General features: G+C 41.8%; 16 protein-coding genes. 11 read left to right on the top strand and 5 right to left on the bottom strand.

The window, feature by feature from the left end:
- Positions 1 to 5: 5 nt before the first annotated feature.
- On the bottom strand, positions 6 to 152 hold the full coding sequence (sspO, locus tag LJF29_RS05525; protein WP_003244839.1) for an acid-soluble spore protein SspO: 147 nt from the start codon (positions 150 to 152) through the stop codon (positions 6 to 8).
- Positions 153 to 378: 226 nt separating this feature from the next.
- On the opposite strand from sspO, the gene acnA reads away from it, so the two are divergent.
- The 7 genes from acnA (at position 379) to LJF29_RS05490 (ending at position 5,203) form a co-directional block, all read left to right on the top strand.
- The gene (gene acnA, locus LJF29_RS05520) at positions 379 to 3,108 is read left to right on the top strand and encodes an aconitate hydratase AcnA (protein ID WP_168747947.1); all 2,730 of its coding nucleotides are present in this window, start codon (positions 379 to 381) and stop codon (positions 3,106 to 3,108) included.
- Between the two features lie 73 nt (positions 3,109 to 3,181).
- Positions 3,182 to 3,691 carry a redoxin domain-containing protein gene (locus LJF29_RS05515; RefSeq protein WP_229147447.1) on the top strand — a complete coding sequence of 170 codons (510 nt, stop codon included), beginning with the start codon at positions 3,182 to 3,184 and terminating at the stop codon, positions 3,689 to 3,691.
- 78 nt (positions 3,692 to 3,769) lie between these two features.
- Positions 3,770 to 3,895: an FbpB family small basic protein gene (locus tag LJF29_RS05510; protein WP_003244964.1), complete on the top strand. Its 126-nt coding sequence runs from the start codon at positions 3,770 to 3,772 to the stop codon at positions 3,893 to 3,895.
- A 64-nt stretch (positions 3,896 to 3,959) separates the two neighbouring features.
- The gene (locus LJF29_RS05505; protein WP_010334417.1) at positions 3,960 to 4,106 is read left to right on the top strand and encodes an acid-soluble spore protein N; all 147 of its coding nucleotides are present in this window, start codon (positions 3,960 to 3,962) and stop codon (positions 4,104 to 4,106) included.
- Between the two features lie 33 nt (positions 4,107 to 4,139).
- Positions 4,140 to 4,391, top strand: coding sequence for a small acid-soluble spore protein Tlp (tlp, locus tag LJF29_RS05500; protein ID WP_229147446.1), 252 nt, complete (start codon positions 4,140 to 4,142; stop codon positions 4,389 to 4,391).
- Positions 4,392 to 4,471: 80 nt separating this feature from the next.
- On the top strand, positions 4,472 to 4,900 hold the full coding sequence (locus LJF29_RS05495; RefSeq protein ID WP_229147440.1) for a YbgC/FadM family acyl-CoA thioesterase: 429 nt from the start codon (positions 4,472 to 4,474) through the stop codon (positions 4,898 to 4,900).
- A gap of 3 nt (positions 4,901 to 4,903) precedes the next feature.
- Positions 4,904 to 5,203 carry a hypothetical protein gene (locus LJF29_RS05490; protein ID WP_229147438.1) on the top strand — a complete coding sequence of 100 codons (300 nt, stop codon included), beginning with the start codon at positions 4,904 to 4,906 and terminating at the stop codon, positions 5,201 to 5,203.
- 32 nt (positions 5,204 to 5,235) lie between these two features.
- Here LJF29_RS05490 and LJF29_RS05485 read toward each other — a convergent pair whose 3' ends face one another.
- Positions 5,236 to 5,523, bottom strand: coding sequence for a HesB/YadR/YfhF family protein (locus LJF29_RS05485; protein WP_029441412.1), 288 nt, complete (start codon positions 5,521 to 5,523; stop codon positions 5,236 to 5,238).
- Between the two features lie 93 nt (positions 5,524 to 5,616).
- On the bottom strand, positions 5,617 to 6,198 hold the full coding sequence (plsY, locus tag LJF29_RS05480; protein WP_010334422.1) for a glycerol-3-phosphate 1-O-acyltransferase PlsY: 582 nt from the start codon (positions 6,196 to 6,198) through the stop codon (positions 5,617 to 5,619).
- 168 nt (positions 6,199 to 6,366) lie between these two features.
- On the opposite strand from plsY, the gene LJF29_RS05475 reads away from it, so the two are divergent.
- The 3 genes from LJF29_RS05475 (at position 6,367) to parC (ending at position 11,553) form a co-directional block, all read left to right on the top strand.
- The gene (locus LJF29_RS05475) at positions 6,367 to 6,774 is read left to right on the top strand and encodes a CoA-binding protein (protein WP_229147436.1); all 408 of its coding nucleotides are present in this window, start codon (positions 6,367 to 6,369) and stop codon (positions 6,772 to 6,774) included.
- Between the two features lie 390 nt (positions 6,775 to 7,164).
- Entirely contained in the window at positions 7,165 to 9,132 is a 1,968-nt protein-coding gene (parE, locus tag LJF29_RS05470; protein ID WP_229147435.1) for a DNA topoisomerase IV subunit B, read from the top strand.
- A gap of 3 nt (positions 9,133 to 9,135) precedes the next feature.
- Positions 9,136 to 11,553 (top strand): DNA topoisomerase IV subunit A, encoded by a 2,418-nt coding sequence (gene parC, locus LJF29_RS05465; RefSeq protein ID WP_229147433.1) that lies wholly within the window; start codon positions 9,136 to 9,138, stop codon positions 11,551 to 11,553.
- A gap of 52 nt (positions 11,554 to 11,605) precedes the next feature.
- Here parC and LJF29_RS21165 read toward each other — a convergent pair whose 3' ends face one another.
- Positions 11,606 to 11,731 carry a hypothetical protein gene (locus tag LJF29_RS21165; protein ID WP_010334426.1) on the bottom strand — a complete coding sequence of 42 codons (126 nt, stop codon included), beginning with the start codon at positions 11,729 to 11,731 and terminating at the stop codon, positions 11,606 to 11,608.
- Between the two features lie 24 nt (positions 11,732 to 11,755).
- Entirely contained in the window at positions 11,756 to 12,109 is a 354-nt protein-coding gene (locus LJF29_RS05460; protein WP_229147432.1) for a hypothetical protein, read from the bottom strand.
- Between the two features lie 479 nt (positions 12,110 to 12,588).
- On the opposite strand from LJF29_RS05460, the gene LJF29_RS05455 reads away from it, so the two are divergent.
- Positions 12,589 to 13,986, top strand: a complete 1,398-nt coding sequence (locus LJF29_RS05455) for an alanine/glycine:cation symporter family protein (RefSeq protein ID WP_168747955.1) — start codon at positions 12,589 to 12,591, stop codon at positions 13,984 to 13,986.
- Positions 13,987 to 14,303: the final 317 nt, after the last annotated feature.

Below are 14,303 nucleotides of genomic sequence, written 5' to 3'. Positions count from 1 at the left end.
CAACGTTATTGATTGGTTTTTCTTTTCTTGTTATTTTGGCGTTCTGCTTCAGTCAGTACAAGCTGATCGTTTTCTATATAGCCGGCGCCTTTTCCTTGGCTTTTCGCGTCATTCATCCCATTTATTACGTGATTTGCTTTTCTTTTGACCATCATTATCACCTCAATCATAATATGGCTTCTTTCAATGAGGAATATGAGAGAGCGCAAACAGTAAAATTTCCCGTTTTTTCGCCTGATAAGCCGATCTTATTGTATTTAATAAAAACATTGATATTTACTTATGTATGATTTTGTTTTAATATGAAATTGTGAGAAAATTGTGATGGAATGTAACGTTCATCTGAGAATGAACTGATCTGAAGGGGGATTTTGGAGAATGGCAAACGAGCAAAAAACTGTAGCACAAGACGTTTTCCAAGCGAGAAAAACGTTTACTACAAATGGGAAAACCTATCATTACTACTCTTTGAAAGCATTGGAAGATCTGGGGATCGGAAAGGTATCGAAGCTTCCTTACTCCATCAAAGTTCTTTTAGAGTCTGTACTGCGTCAAGTTGACGGATTCGTCATCAAAAAAGAACACGTGGAGAATTTGGCAAAATGGGGAACTGCCGAGTTAAAGGAAATCGATGTTCCGTTTAAACCATCTCGCGTTATTTTACAAGATTTCACTGGGGTACCGGCAGTAGTTGACCTTGCTTCATTACGAAAAGCAATGGCAGCTGTCGGCGGAGATCCTGACAAAATCAACCCTGAGATTCCTGTTGATCTTGTCATCGACCACTCTGTACAGGTTGATAAAGCAGGCACAGAAGATGCTTTGGCTATTAATATGGACTTGGAATTTGAAAGAAATGCAGAGCGTTACAAATTTTTAAGCTGGGCAAAGAAAGCGTTTAATAACTACCAGGCAGTACCGCCAGCAACAGGTATCGTTCACCAGGTAAACCTTGAGTTCTTGGCAAGCGTTGTCCACGCAGTCGAAGAAGACGGAGAACTGATTACGTATCCTGATACGCTGGTAGGAACCGACTCGCATACAACAATGATTAACGGAATCGGTGTACTCGGCTGGGGTGTCGGCGGAATTGAAGCGGAAGCCGGAATGCTCGGGCAGCCTTCTTATTTCCCTGTTCCTGAGGTTATCGGCGCGAAACTTGTCGGAAAGCTTCCGAACGGAACAACAGCCACTGACTTGGCGTTAAAAGTGACACAAGTACTGCGTGAAAAAGGCGTAGTCGGCAAATTTGTTGAGTTCTTCGGACCGGGAGTTGCTGAACTGCCGCTAGCAGACCGTGCGACAATCGCCAACATGGCTCCGGAATACGGTGCTACATGCGGATTTTTCCCTGTAGATGAAGAAGCTCTTAATTATCTGCGTCTGACAGGCCGCGATGCTGAACATATTGATGTAGTAGAAGCATACTGCAGAAGCAACGGCTTGTTCTACACTCCTGACGTAGAAGACCCGCAATTTACTGATGTCGTTGAAATTGATTTGTCTAAAATTGAAGCCAACCTTTCGGGTCCAAAACGCCCTCAGGATTTGATACCGCTTTCTAATATGCAGGAAACGTTTAAAAAGCACTTAGTCAGCCCTGCGGGTAACCAAGGATTTGGATTAAACGCCGAAGAGGAAGACAAAGAAATTAAATTTAAATTGCTTAACGGCGAAGAAACAGTCATGAAAACAGGTGCAATCGCTATTGCTGCGATTACAAGCTGTACGAATACATCTAACCCATACGTCTTAATCGGTGCCGGCCTTGTGGCGAAAAAAGCGGTTGAATTAGGCCTCAAAGTGCCTAATTACGTGAAAACATCACTTGCACCGGGCTCTAAGGTTGTTACAGGTTATCTTGTGAATTCAGGCCTTCTTCCATACATGAAGGAGCTTGGTTTTAACCTCGTAGGATACGGATGTACAACATGTATCGGAAACTCAGGTCCGCTTTCACCGGAAATTGAAGAAGCAGTTGCGAAAAATGACCTGTTGATTACGTCTGTTCTTTCTGGAAACCGTAACTTTGAAGGACGTATTCATCCGCTTGTGAAAGGTAACTACCTTGCTTCTCCGCCGCTTGTAGTAGCTTATGCGTTGGCTGGAACAGTGAACATTAACCTGAAGACGGATCCGATCGGTGTCGGCAAAGACGGACAAAAAGTGTACTTTAACGATATTTGGCCGTCAATGGACGAAATTAATTCACTTGTTAAACAAACCGTTACACCGGAGCTCTTCCGCAAGGAGTACGAAACAGTATTCGATGACAACAAGCGCTGGAATGAGATTGAGACAACAGACGAAGCGCTTTACAAATGGGATAATGAGTCAACCTATATCCAAAACCCGCCTTTCTTCGAGGAAATGTCAGTTGAACCAGGCAAGGTTGAACCTTTAAAAGGCCTTCGTGTAGTCGGTAAATTCGGCGATTCAGTCACAACCGACCATATCTCTCCTGCAGGGGCAATCGGAAAAGATACACCTGCCGGAAAATACTTGCAATCAAAAGGTGTGTCACCTCGTGACTTTAACTCTTACGGTTCACGCCGCGGAAACCATGAGGTTATGATGAGAGGAACATTTGCAAACATCCGCATCAAAAACCAGATCGCGCCGGGAACAGAAGGCGGATATACAACGTATTGGCCGACTGGTGAAGTGACTTCAATCTATGATGCCTGCATGAGATATAAAGAAGATAAAACAGGCCTTGCTATCTTAGCTGGAAAAGATTATGGTATGGGATCTTCCCGTGACTGGGCTGCAAAAGGAACAAACCTGCTCGGCATTAGAACTGTAATTGCTGAGAGCTTTGAAAGAATCCACAGAAGTAATCTGGTATTCATGGGTGTGCTCCCGCTACAATTTAAACAAGGTGAAAATGCGGATACACTCGGCTTAAGCGGTAAAGAAGCGATCGAGGTGGATGTTGATGAAAGCGTACGCCCTCGTGATATCGTTACAGTAAGAGCAATTGATGAAGACGGAAATGTAAAAACATTTGAAGCACTTGTGCGCTTCGATAGTGAAGTTGAAATTGATTATTACCGCCATGGCGGAATTCTGCAAATGGTTCTTCGCGAAAAAATGAAGCAATCATGACGTATGAAGAAGAGAAGGCGCCCTGCTTTCTCTTCTTTTTATGAGATAAGATAGCTCCGGGGGTGGATGACATATGCTGAAAAAATGGGTCGCAGGAATCCTGTTGATTGGGCTTGCCGGATACATGTGCTGGAACATCTATCAGCAATTTAGCAAAAAAGAAATAGGCATTGAACAGGGACAGCAAGCGCCTGACTTTACTTTGAAAACGCTAACAGGAGAGAGTAGCTCCTTATCAGATGTCAGAGGCAAAAAAGTTCTGCTTAACTTCTGGGCAACTTGGTGTAAACCGTGCCGACAGGAAATGCCGGCGATGGAGGAACTGCAAAAAGAGCACTCAGATTTAGCGGTTATTGCAGTTAATTTCACTTCAGCTGAGAAAAGCGAAAAACAGGTGCAAGCCTTTGCAGATACGTATCATTTAACCTTCCCCATTTTAATTGATAAAAAAGGTATTAATGCAGACTATAATGTGTTTTCATACCCAACTACCTATATTTTAGATGAAAAAGGCGTGATACAAGACATACATATCGGGACGATGACAAAAAAAGAGATGAAAGAAAAACTGGATATTCATTAGATTCAGTTTTTTTTGTGCGAACGTGCTTACAAATTTTCAGAATTGGAAAAAATAAAAGAATACGCGGAGGTGAGAAGAGTGAAGAAGATGAGAAAACGTTCTTTTCATGAGCTCGTCATGGAAAACAAAAAAGAGCTGATGACGAATACGGAATATTTAAATCAGCTTGAGGAAAAACTTGAACAGAGATTCAAGCAAAAATAACCTTTAATTTGTATTCATGTTTACCCCTCCTTTTGAGAATCCTATTTGTTGAGGAGGGATAAACATGGGAAACAACAAGAAAAACGGTCAGCCTCAATATGCTCCGAGCCACTTGGGTACAAAGCCTGTTAAATATAAACGCAATAAAGGGGAAAAAATGCACGATACTTCTGGTCAGCAGCCAGTTATCATGCAGACGAAAGGCGAGTAGCCGGATTGATTTTATTCAAGGAGGTTCATCCCAATGACAAAAAACCAAAATCAATATCAGCAGCCTAATCCTGACGACCGTTCTGACAACGTAGAGAAACTGCAGGATATGGTCCAAAATACGATCGAAAATATAGAAGAAGCAGAAGAATCAATGGAGTTTGCTTCAGGAGAAGATAAGCAGCGCATCCAAGAAAAGAACGCGAGACGGGAAGAGAGCATCGAAGCGTTTCGCAATGAAATTCAAGACGAATCCGAAGCGAGAGAAAACGGATACCGTTCCTAAAAACCAGGGAAACCTGGTTTTTTTCTTTCTGATTTGGATGTGGTAAAATGGGGCTAAACTGATTAAGGGAGCAGAGTATCTTGCATGTATCAAAAACAGAAATAGAAGTGCGTTACGCTGAAACAGATCAAATGGGGATCGTGTATCATGCGAATTATCTTGTTTGGATGGAGGTCGGAAGGACGGCACTCATTAAAGACTTAGGCTTTTTGTACAGTGATATGGAAAAGAAAGGCGTTCTTTCCCCAGTCGTTGATATCAATATTTCCTACAAAAAACCCCTTCATTATGGGGAAACTGCGGTAGTGCACACATGGATTGAGGAATACAACGGCTTTAAAACCATATATGGCTACCACATATATAATCCGGCCGGTGAGCTTTCTATTGAAGCGAAATCATCTCATATTTGTGTGGATAAAGAAAGTTTTAAACCGATTCAGTTTCGTAAGGCTTTCCCCGATTGGCACGCAGCATATGAAAAGGCCAAAAAACCGGGAAGTGAATGACAGATGGCATTTGGCGTGAAACGGGAGGAAGTTAACCGCTGGAAGAAGGCAGTCAAAAGAGGGGAAATCGCATTTTTAACACATTATTGGCTGGATGACCGTTTCCCGGAATCTAAAACCGTGACAAAAGCAGGCTGTGCAGATATTGATAAGCTGGTTCAATGGGGTGCGGCGTACGGTTTGAAGGAAGAATGGATACATAAAAAAAGCGAATTTCCCCACTTTGATCTTTTGGGCGAGATGCAAAAATATATCTTAGAACAAGAAAACCTGACCGATCATCTTACACGTTTTCATTTATAAAAAAAGAACGCATATGATATGCGTTCTTTTTCTTATTGATATTCAAATACAGGCTCATCAGCAGACTCTGAATAGCTGACGAGAAGATCATGGTTGTCAAAGTACCAAAGATCACTTTCTTCAATAAAGAAGGTGATGCCTCCGACTTCTGCCGTGACTCCTGCCTCTTGAGGAGCATCTTTTGTCACTCCTAGAGAAAAACCTTTTTGAACGTTGCTGCAGCCGCCATAGCGGACAAAAAAACGTACTTGGTCGCCGTTTTGTAAATCAAGCTCTTCTTTATACCAGTTCAGCGCGTCTTCGTTAACTGTCATATTCATAACAGAACCCCCTTTTCCCTTTGTTATCATTTGATTTTCTCTATTATAAACGTATTAGGCTACCTCGTGTCAAAATAGAAGTTTTTCAAACATTTATAACCATTTGACTTTAGGTTCTGTTTTATTGATAATTCGTTTGATGTTTGCCCGGTGCCGGTATATTACAAAAACAGTGAGCAGCGTGACGACAATCAATAAATACTTATCATGTACAAAGAGACTATATATGACAGTATATATCCCTGTTAACATTGATGACAGAGAAACAAATTTAGTCAAGTATAAAAAGATGAAAAAGACCGCAACCATTGTAATGAATAACAGAGGAGCATAAAACAGCAAAACGCCTCCCGAAGTTGCCACGGCTTTGCCGCCTTTAAATTTGGCGAAGACAGGAAACACATGGCCAAGAACCGCTATGACTCCCGCAAGGAGCGGATGAATATCAACATGCATGAGGTAAGGCAATGCAGCTGCCAGTGTCCCTTTCAAAATATCTCCGGCTATGACAATCGAACCAGCTTTTACGCCCAGTGTACGGAACGCGTTGGTAGCACCCAAGTTTCCGCTGCCATGCTCCCGAATATCAATCCCCTTGGCAAGCTTACCTACGATTAAGCCAGATGGAATACTGCCTATCAAGTAGGCCAAAATAATCAATAAAGCAATTAACATCTACATTTCTCCTTTTTCAATGTCCCTAATTTCTATTTTAACATGAGATGTCATGATCTGATGATAAGTTTTTTTGTAAAGTTTGCTTACAAATCTAATCATTCATACATCATGTTTTGCGTTCTTCCTTATCGGTCTTGTAGAATAAACAAAAAGGAGTGGTCTATCATGCAAAACCCATCCAAAGCGGAAATCAAAGAAATTCTTGATGGAAGTAAGAGAATAGCAGTTGTCGGGCTTTCAGATCGTCCCGAAAGAACATCGTATATGGTATCAAAAGCGATGCAGGATGTGGGATACGAAATCATACCGGTAAATCCGACGATCGAAGAGGCGCTCGGTGTAAAAGCCGTATCATCGTTAAAAGAAATTGACGGTCCGATTGACATCGTAAATGTATTCAGACGTTCAGAACAGCTTCCTGATGTCGCTAAAGAGTTTCTGGAGACAGATGCCCCGGTATTTTGGGCGCAGCAAGGCCTGGTAAACGAAGAGGCTTATCAGATGCTGAAGGAAGAAGGCAGAACGGTCATCATGGATCTGTGCATAAAAGTGGCACACGCTGTAACAAAATAGATGCAGAGCTGCAAAAATCCTTGTGAATTCAAGGATTTTTGCTTTTTTATGTAAAGATATTGTTTGCGAATTACTGTGAAACAGATACAATAAAGCTTGAACAGCTTTTTTGAATGCCTTGCTAAGCTGGGTTCCGGCCGTACGATTTGCGAAGGTCCGCTGCTTTATATATAATAAACAAACATACGTTCTTATATCGAAAAAACAGCACTTTTGGATGTTATACGGAATGATTCGTTAGCTGTATGTTGAGAATGGGATTACATTGGTTATAATGAAGAGTCCAAGGCAGAAGCGCACCGGCACAAGGATTTTGAAAAATACTTTTATACAATTGACAGGTAAACAATGAAAAAGAGAATGTTAGTTTTTTGAAAGGGGTTTGTACGTTTGGCTAGAAAACAGCAATTTGATTACAACGAAGATGCCATACAGGTGCTGGAGGGCCTTGAAGCCGTTAGGAAAAGGCCGGGTATGTACATTGGCTCAACCGACGCGAGAGGCTTGCACCACTTGGTTTATGAAATAGTAGATAACTCCGTCGATGAGGTACTTGCCGGCCATGGTGATCACATTATCGTTAAAATACATAAAGACAACAGTATTTCTGTACAGGATAGAGGCCGCGGCATGCCGACTGGAATGCATAAACTCGGCAAACCAACCCCTGAAGTCATTTTAACGGTGCTTCACGCCGGCGGAAAATTCGGTCAAGGCGGCTATAAGACAAGCGGAGGGCTTCACGGCGTCGGTGCATCTGTCGTGAATGCTTTATCTGAATGGCTGACGGTTACGATTGAGCGGGACGGCTTCGTCTATCAGCAGCGTTTTGAAAACGGAGGTAAACCGGTCACATCTCTCGAAAAGATCAGCAAAACAAAAAAGACAGGCACACTTACTCACTTTAAGCCTGATCCGACAATGTTCAGCACAACAACTTATAATTTTGAAACGCTTTCTGAGCGATTACGAGAATCAGCGTTTTTATTAAAAGGATTAAAAATTGAACTGATTGACGAGCGGAACGGCCAGCGTGAAGTCTTTTATTATGAGAACGGCATAGAAGCGTTTGTTGCTTACTTAAATGAGGAAAAAGATGCCCTGTCTGAAGTGGTCTCGTTTGAAGGAGAACATCATTCCATCGAAGTGGATTTTGCGTTCCAGTTTAACGACGGCTATTCTGAAAATATCCTGTCGTTTGTTAACAATGTCAGAACAAAAGACGGCGGGACTCATGAGTCAGGTGCAAAGACAGCGATGACGCGAGCCTTTAATGAATATGCGAGAAAAGTGTCTTTGCTGAAAGAAAAGGATAAAAACCTGGAAGGCACTGATATAAGGGAAGGTCTTTCAGCGATTATTTCTGTCCGTATTCCTGAAGAACTTCTTCAATTTGAAGGACAAACAAAAGGAAAACTCGGCACAAGCGAAGCCAGATCTGCCGTAGACGCAATCGTGTCAGAGCAGCTTGCGTATTTTTTAGAGGAAAACCGGGACACGGCTACACTTCTTGTGAAAAAAGCTATAAAGGCGAGCCAGGCGCGTGAAGCGGCTCGTAAGGCACGGGAAGAAGCCAGAAGCGGCAAAAAACGAAAAAAATCAGAAGCGACATTAAGCGGTAAGCTGACACCTGCGGGTTCAAGAAATCCGGCAAAAAATGAGTTGTATCTCGTGGAGGGTGACTCTGCGGGCGGTTCAGCAAAGCAGGGAAGAGACCGCAGATTCCAAGCGGTTCTGCCATTGCGCGGTAAAGTCATTAACACGGAAAAAGCAAAGCTTGCTGATATCTTTAAAAACGAAGAGATTAATACGATCATTCATGCAATCGGCGGCGGTGTTGGAGCTGATTTTTCAATCGACGACATTAACTACGATAAAATCATCATTATGACGGATGCCGATACTGATGGCGCTCATATTCAAGTGCTGCTTTTAACCTTTTTCTACCGCTATATGAAGCCGCTCATTGAGAATGGAAAGGTATTCATTGCTCTGCCTCCTTTATATAAGGTCAGCAAAGGAAGCGGGAAAAAAGAAATCATTGAATATGCATGGTCTGATGAAGAGATGGATGGAGTACTGAAAAAAGTCGGCAAGGGCTATACAATCCAGCGATACAAGGGTCTTGGTGAGATGAACGCGGATCAGCTGTGGGAAACGACGATGAATCCGGAGTCCCGTACGCTTGTAAGGGTCAAAATTGACGACGCGGCACGTGTTGAGAGACGCGTGACGACATTGATGGGCGATAAAGTAGAGCCGCGCAGAAAGTGGATTGAGAAAAACGTAGCTTTCGGCTTAGACGAAGAGAGTAATATTTTAGAAAATGAAAACTTATCGGTCGCTGAGGAGGTTTAATGATTGTCACAGCCAGAATTATTTCATGATTTACCATTAGAAGAGGTGATCGGCGACCGTTTTGGACGCTATAGTAAATATATTATTCAAGACAGGGCGCTGCCTGATGCGCGCGACGGTTTAAAACCCGTACAGCGCAGAATTCTGTATGCGATGCATACAGACGGAAACACATTTGATAAAAATTTCAGAAAAGCGGCCAAAACGGTCGGTAACGTCATCGGTAACTACCATCCGCACGGGGACAGTTCGGTGTATGAAGCAATGGTGCGGATGAGCCAGGACTGGAAAGTGCGTAATGTTTTAATTGAAATGCACGGGAACAACGGAAGTATTGATGGAGATCCTCCGGCGGCCATGCGTTACACAGAAGCGAAGTTATCTTCGATTGCATCAGAGCTTCTGCGGGATATTGACAAAAATACAGTTGAATTTGTCCCGAACTTTGATGATACAAGCAAGGAGCCCGTTGTACTTCCGGCTATGTTCCCTAACTTGCTGGTCAACGGATCTACCGGTATATCTGCAGGATACGCGACTGATATACCGCCTCATCATTTAGGAGAAGTCATTGATGCTGTGATTAAACGCATTCAAATGCCGTCATGCTCTGTAGACGATCTCATGGAAGTGATCAAAGGGCCTGACTTTCCGACAGGCGGAGTTATCCAGGGCGTTGATGGCATTAGAAAAGCCTATGAAACCGGAAAAGGGAAAATTATTATCCGCGGAAAAGCTGAGATCGAAGCGATCAGAGGCGGGCGTGAGCAAATTGTGATTACCGAAATCCCATTTGAAGTCAACAAAGCCAACCTTGTGAAAAAAATGGACGAATACCGTATTGATAAAAAGGTTGAAGGCATCTCCGAGGTCCGAGACGAGACAGACCGAACCGGCCTTAGAGTGGTCGTAGAACTAAAGAAAGAAGCAGATGCCAAAGGCATTTTGAATTACTTATATAAAAATACTGATTTGCAGATTACGTATAACTTTAATATGGTGGCGATTCATAACCGCCGTCCAATGCTGATGAGTCTGCCTGCTATTTTAGATGCATATATCGGCCACCAAAAAGAAGTGGTCACAAACCGATCTGTTTATGAGCTTCAAAAAGCAAAAGACAGACATCACATTGTAGAAGGTCTTATGAAGGCTTTATCGATCTTGGATGAAGTCATCGCAACGATTCGCTCCTCAAGCGATAAACGTGACGCCAAAAACAATTTAATGGCGAAATATGAATTCACTGAGCCTCAGGCTGAAGCTATCGTGTCCTTGCAGCTATATCGTTTAACAAATACAGATATCACAGCACTCAAGGAAGAGGCTGAAGAGCTCAGCAAAAATATTGAAGAACTTGAATCAATTCTGAGCAATAATAAAAAGCTGTTAAAGGTCATTACAAACAGCTTAAAAGCGCTGAAAAAGAAATATGCGGACACGAGACGCTCTGTCATTGAAGAAAAAATTGAGGAAATCAAAATTAATCTTGAAGTCATGGTTGCCTCTGAGGATGTATACGTGACCGTTACAAAAGATGGCTACTTAAAGCGCACAAGCCAGCGTTCCTTTGCCGCTTCAAACGGGCAGGACTTCGGAATGAAGGATACAGACAGGCTGTTGCATCAGTTTGAAATGAATACGACAGATGTGCTGCTGCTTTTCACAAATAAGGGAAGCTACATCTATTGTCCGGTTCACCAGCTGCCTGATATCAGATGGAAGGACATGGGCCAGCATTTTTCAAACATAATCACGATTGAACGGGACGAATCTATTGTTAAGGCCATCCCGATAAAAGAATTTGATCCGTCTGCTTATCTTTTATTCTTCACGAAAAACGGCATGGTGAAAAAGACAGAACTCACGCATTACAAAGCACAGCGTTATTCTAAAGCGCTTGTAGCGTTAAATCTAAAGGGTGAAGACGAGCTGATTGATGTACACGTGACAAATGGTGACAGTCAGATCTTGATGGCGACACATCTGGGGTACGGCCTATGGTTTGGAGAAGATGAAGTGAATGTTGTGGGTGCACGTGCAGCAGGCGTTAAAGGAATTAACTTGAAAGATGGAGACTTTGTCGTGTCAGGAGAAATTCTGCATGAATCCGATTCTCTTGTATTGTTCACACAAAGGGGAGCGGTCAAACGTATGAGTCTTTCTGAATTTGAAAAGACCTCCCGTGCAAAACGGGGAGTCGTTATGCTGCGGGAGCTGAAGAAAAATCCACATCGTGTCGTTTCGCTGTTTGCATGCGGACTTAATGAGCGGTTTATGGCAGAAACGGAAAAAGGGGACAGAAAAGAACTGCAGGCTAAAGAATTGCGAACAAACGACAGATACAGCAATGGTTCATTCTTTATTGATGAAGAAGAATCAGGCAAGATCACAGCTGTCTGGCGTCTTAAAACTGAATAATCATCATTAAAAAACCCGCTCACATATCGTGAGCGGGTATATTTGTTTTTCATCAGCTTTCATGGCTGGTGAATAAGTCTGTCACGGCATGAATGACTTCAATCCCTTGCCATACAAATAAGTTCAGCGCTGTGAAAGAGAATAAGCCTAAAATCACCATTCTTAAGATAAACAACATGTTAACAGCCTCCTCATATTTTCGTTATATATTCGGGTGATGTTGAACATGAAGTTTGTCGAAATAAGACGATTGATAAAATTTGGCCAGTATAAAGCTTTTTTTCCGCTGGCGCCTGCGGGAGTATCCCGTACTTTTGCTTTCGGCGGTCAGAAGCAGAACAGCCATTGCCCATAAAGCAGTCAGCGCAAATGCTCCTGTGATGGATTTCTTCTCATCATCAGCATTTTGGCCGGCTTTCATCTCATGCATTTCCTGCTGGTCGGCTACGGCTTTATAATGATGGCCGATATCAAAGGCGTGGGGAATTGAGAACAAATGAAAACTGGCAATCGCCAAAAATAAGATGGACGCTTTCAGTATCGTTACTTTTTTCAAATGATCTCCCCCCTTTTAATATTACTGAATATTTTTATAATAATACCCTAATCCATGCTGAAAGTAAACCTGATTTATTAAATTTAAAAATAAATTTCACTTTGTTAAGTATATATCTTTTTGCTTATTTTTGAAAGAGAAATTTCTTTTATTAGTGTATGTATACCCGGTCTAAGGTGTGAATAAAAACACATTTTAAAAGATATGTTGGTTGTTTAGAATTTATTACTTTTGGAATCAAAGGAAACAGAAAATGTCAGGCAAGAGAGGACTCTTATTTACAAGCTTATTTTAAGAAATTTTTTATTCATAGAAAAATAATAGAGAGGGAGACCGAAGGAGTAACTTCAATCTAGAACAATATTCTTCCCGAAAAAACTTCCTAATTCGACATAATGTGATATAATAAGACTCGATATGTTAAAAAATCTAACATCAAATTTAAATTTTTTATGAATTGATGAAAACGGGAGGTAAATATGGAGTCTTTTTTCAACAGTTTGATTAATATTCCAAGTGATTTTATCTGGAAATATTTATTTTATATTTTAATAGGACTTGGATTATTTTTTACACTTCGTTTTGGTTTTATCCAATTTCGTTATTTTATTGAAATGTTCAGAATAGTAGGAGAGAAACCTGATGGAAATAAAGGTGTTTCTTCTATGCAGGCATTCTTTATTTCTGCCGCATCCCGAGTCGGTACAGGAAATTTGACTGGTGTTGCCTTAGCAATTGCGACAGGCGGACCGGGCGCTGTATTTTGGATGTGGGTTGTAGCTGCTGTAGGTATGGCTTCAAGCTTTGTTGAGAGTACGTTGGCACAGCTTTATAAAGTGAAGGACGGAAACGATTTCCGCGGTGGACCGGCCTACTATATTCAAAAAGGTCTTGGAGTCAGATGGCTCGGCATCGTATTCGCTGTCTTAATTACCGTATCATTCGGTTTAATCTTTAACGCTGTTCAATCCAATACAATTGCAGGAGCGTTAGATGGCGCATTTCATGTGAACAAGATAGTTGTAGCTATTGTTCTTGCTGCTTTAACGGCTTTTATTATTTTCGGGGGTTTAAAACGTGTAGTTGCAGTGACACAATTGATTGTTCCGGTTATGGCTGGTCTTTATATTCTCATAGCTCTATATGTTGTATTCACCAATATTTCTGCATTCCCAAGCGTTATTGCGACAATTGTCAAAAATGCTTTGGGATTTGAACAGGTTGTCGGCGGAGGAATAGGAGCGATCATCGTCATCGGTGCACAGCGCGGACTTTTCTCTAACGAAGCAGGAATGGGTAGCGCGCCAAACGCTGCTGCGACAGCTCATGTTTCGCATCCGGCAAAGCAAGGCTTTATCCAGACATTAGGCGTGTTTTTCGATACATTTATCGTATGTACGTCCACAGCGTTTATTATTTTGCTGTACAGTCTAACACCAAAAGGTGACGGCATCCAAGTCACACAGGCTGCTCTGAACCACCATATTGGAGGATGGGCACCTAGTTTTATAGCCGTCGCAATGTTTTTATTCGCTTTCAGCTCAGTTGTCGGAAACTACTATTATGGCGAGACAAACATTGAATTCATTAAAACAAGTAAAACATGGCTGAACATTTACCGTATTGCGGTTATTGCTATGGTTGTCTTTGGATGTGTAGCCGGTTTCCAAATTGTTTGGGACATGGCAGATCTCTTTATGGGGATTATGGCGCTGATTAACTTAGTTGTAATCACGCTGCTGTCAAACGTAGCATACAAAGTCTATAAAGATTACGCGAAACAGCGCAAACAAGGACTTGATCCTGTGTTTAAAGCTAAAAATATCCCAGGGCTGAAACACGCTGAAACTTGGGAAGAAGAGAAACAAGAAGCATAAATGATAAAGAACGGCTGCATTCAATGATTTGAATGCAGCTTTTTATTTGCCGAAAAAAAGCGGAATCTTTTGATTTCATTAAAAAATAACGTGCAAAGTCCTGATCAAACACTTTTATCCCTGATACACATGTATCAGCTGTATACAAAACAACACAAAAAGAGTCAATAGACAGGCTTTTAAGCCGCCTAAAAACAAGAAATTAGGTTGATAGACAAACATAAGAAAGATTTTTACAATGAGTCCGTGTTTAAAAAACGAAAGGGAGGGAGTGCGGCAGCTAATAGGCATACGTTTTACATGATTATTTGGAGGAG

Origin of the sequence: Bacillus sp. LBG-1-113 (assembly GCF_020708615.1) — a bacterium.
GTDB classification, from domain to species: Bacteria; Bacillota; Bacilli; order Bacillales; family Bacillaceae; genus Bacillus; species Bacillus mojavensis.
This window is presented reverse-complemented; position numbering and strand designations above follow the sequence as displayed.

What these genes read in the sequence shown, in the direction of transcription:
- tlp (WP_229147446.1), top strand. Translation starts at nt 4,140, where the DNA reads ATGACAAAAAACCAAAATCAATATCAGCAGCCTAATCCTGACGACCGT.
- LJF29_RS05475 (WP_229147436.1), top strand. Translation starts at nt 6,367, where the DNA reads ATGCAAAACCCATCCAAAGCGGAAATCAAAGAAATTCTTGATGGAAGT.
- LJF29_RS05490 (WP_229147438.1), top strand. Translation starts at nt 4,904, where the DNA reads ATGGCATTTGGCGTGAAACGGGAGGAAGTTAACCGCTGGAAGAAGGCA.
- LJF29_RS05455 (WP_168747955.1), top strand. Translation starts at nt 12,589, where the DNA reads ATGGAGTCTTTTTTCAACAGTTTGATTAATATTCCAAGTGATTTTATC.
- LJF29_RS05505 (WP_010334417.1), top strand. Translation starts at nt 3,960, where the DNA reads ATGGGAAACAACAAGAAAAACGGTCAGCCTCAATATGCTCCGAGCCAC.
- LJF29_RS05485 (WP_029441412.1), bottom strand. Translation starts at nt 5,523, where the DNA reads ATGAATATGACAGTTAACGAAGACGCGCTGAACTGGTATAAAGAAGAG.
- plsY (WP_010334422.1), bottom strand. Translation starts at nt 6,198, where the DNA reads ATGTTAATTGCTTTATTGATTATTTTGGCCTACTTGATAGGCAGTATT.
- sspO (WP_003244839.1), bottom strand. Translation starts at nt 152, where the DNA reads ATGGTCAAAAGAAAAGCAAATCACGTAATAAATGGGATGAATGACGCG.
- LJF29_RS21165 (WP_010334426.1), bottom strand. Translation starts at nt 11,731, where the DNA reads ATGTTGTTTATCTTAAGAATGGTGATTTTAGGCTTATTCTCTTTCACA.
- LJF29_RS05515 (WP_229147447.1), top strand. Translation starts at nt 3,182, where the DNA reads ATGCTGAAAAAATGGGTCGCAGGAATCCTGTTGATTGGGCTTGCCGGA.
- acnA (WP_168747947.1), top strand. Translation starts at nt 379, where the DNA reads ATGGCAAACGAGCAAAAAACTGTAGCACAAGACGTTTTCCAAGCGAGA.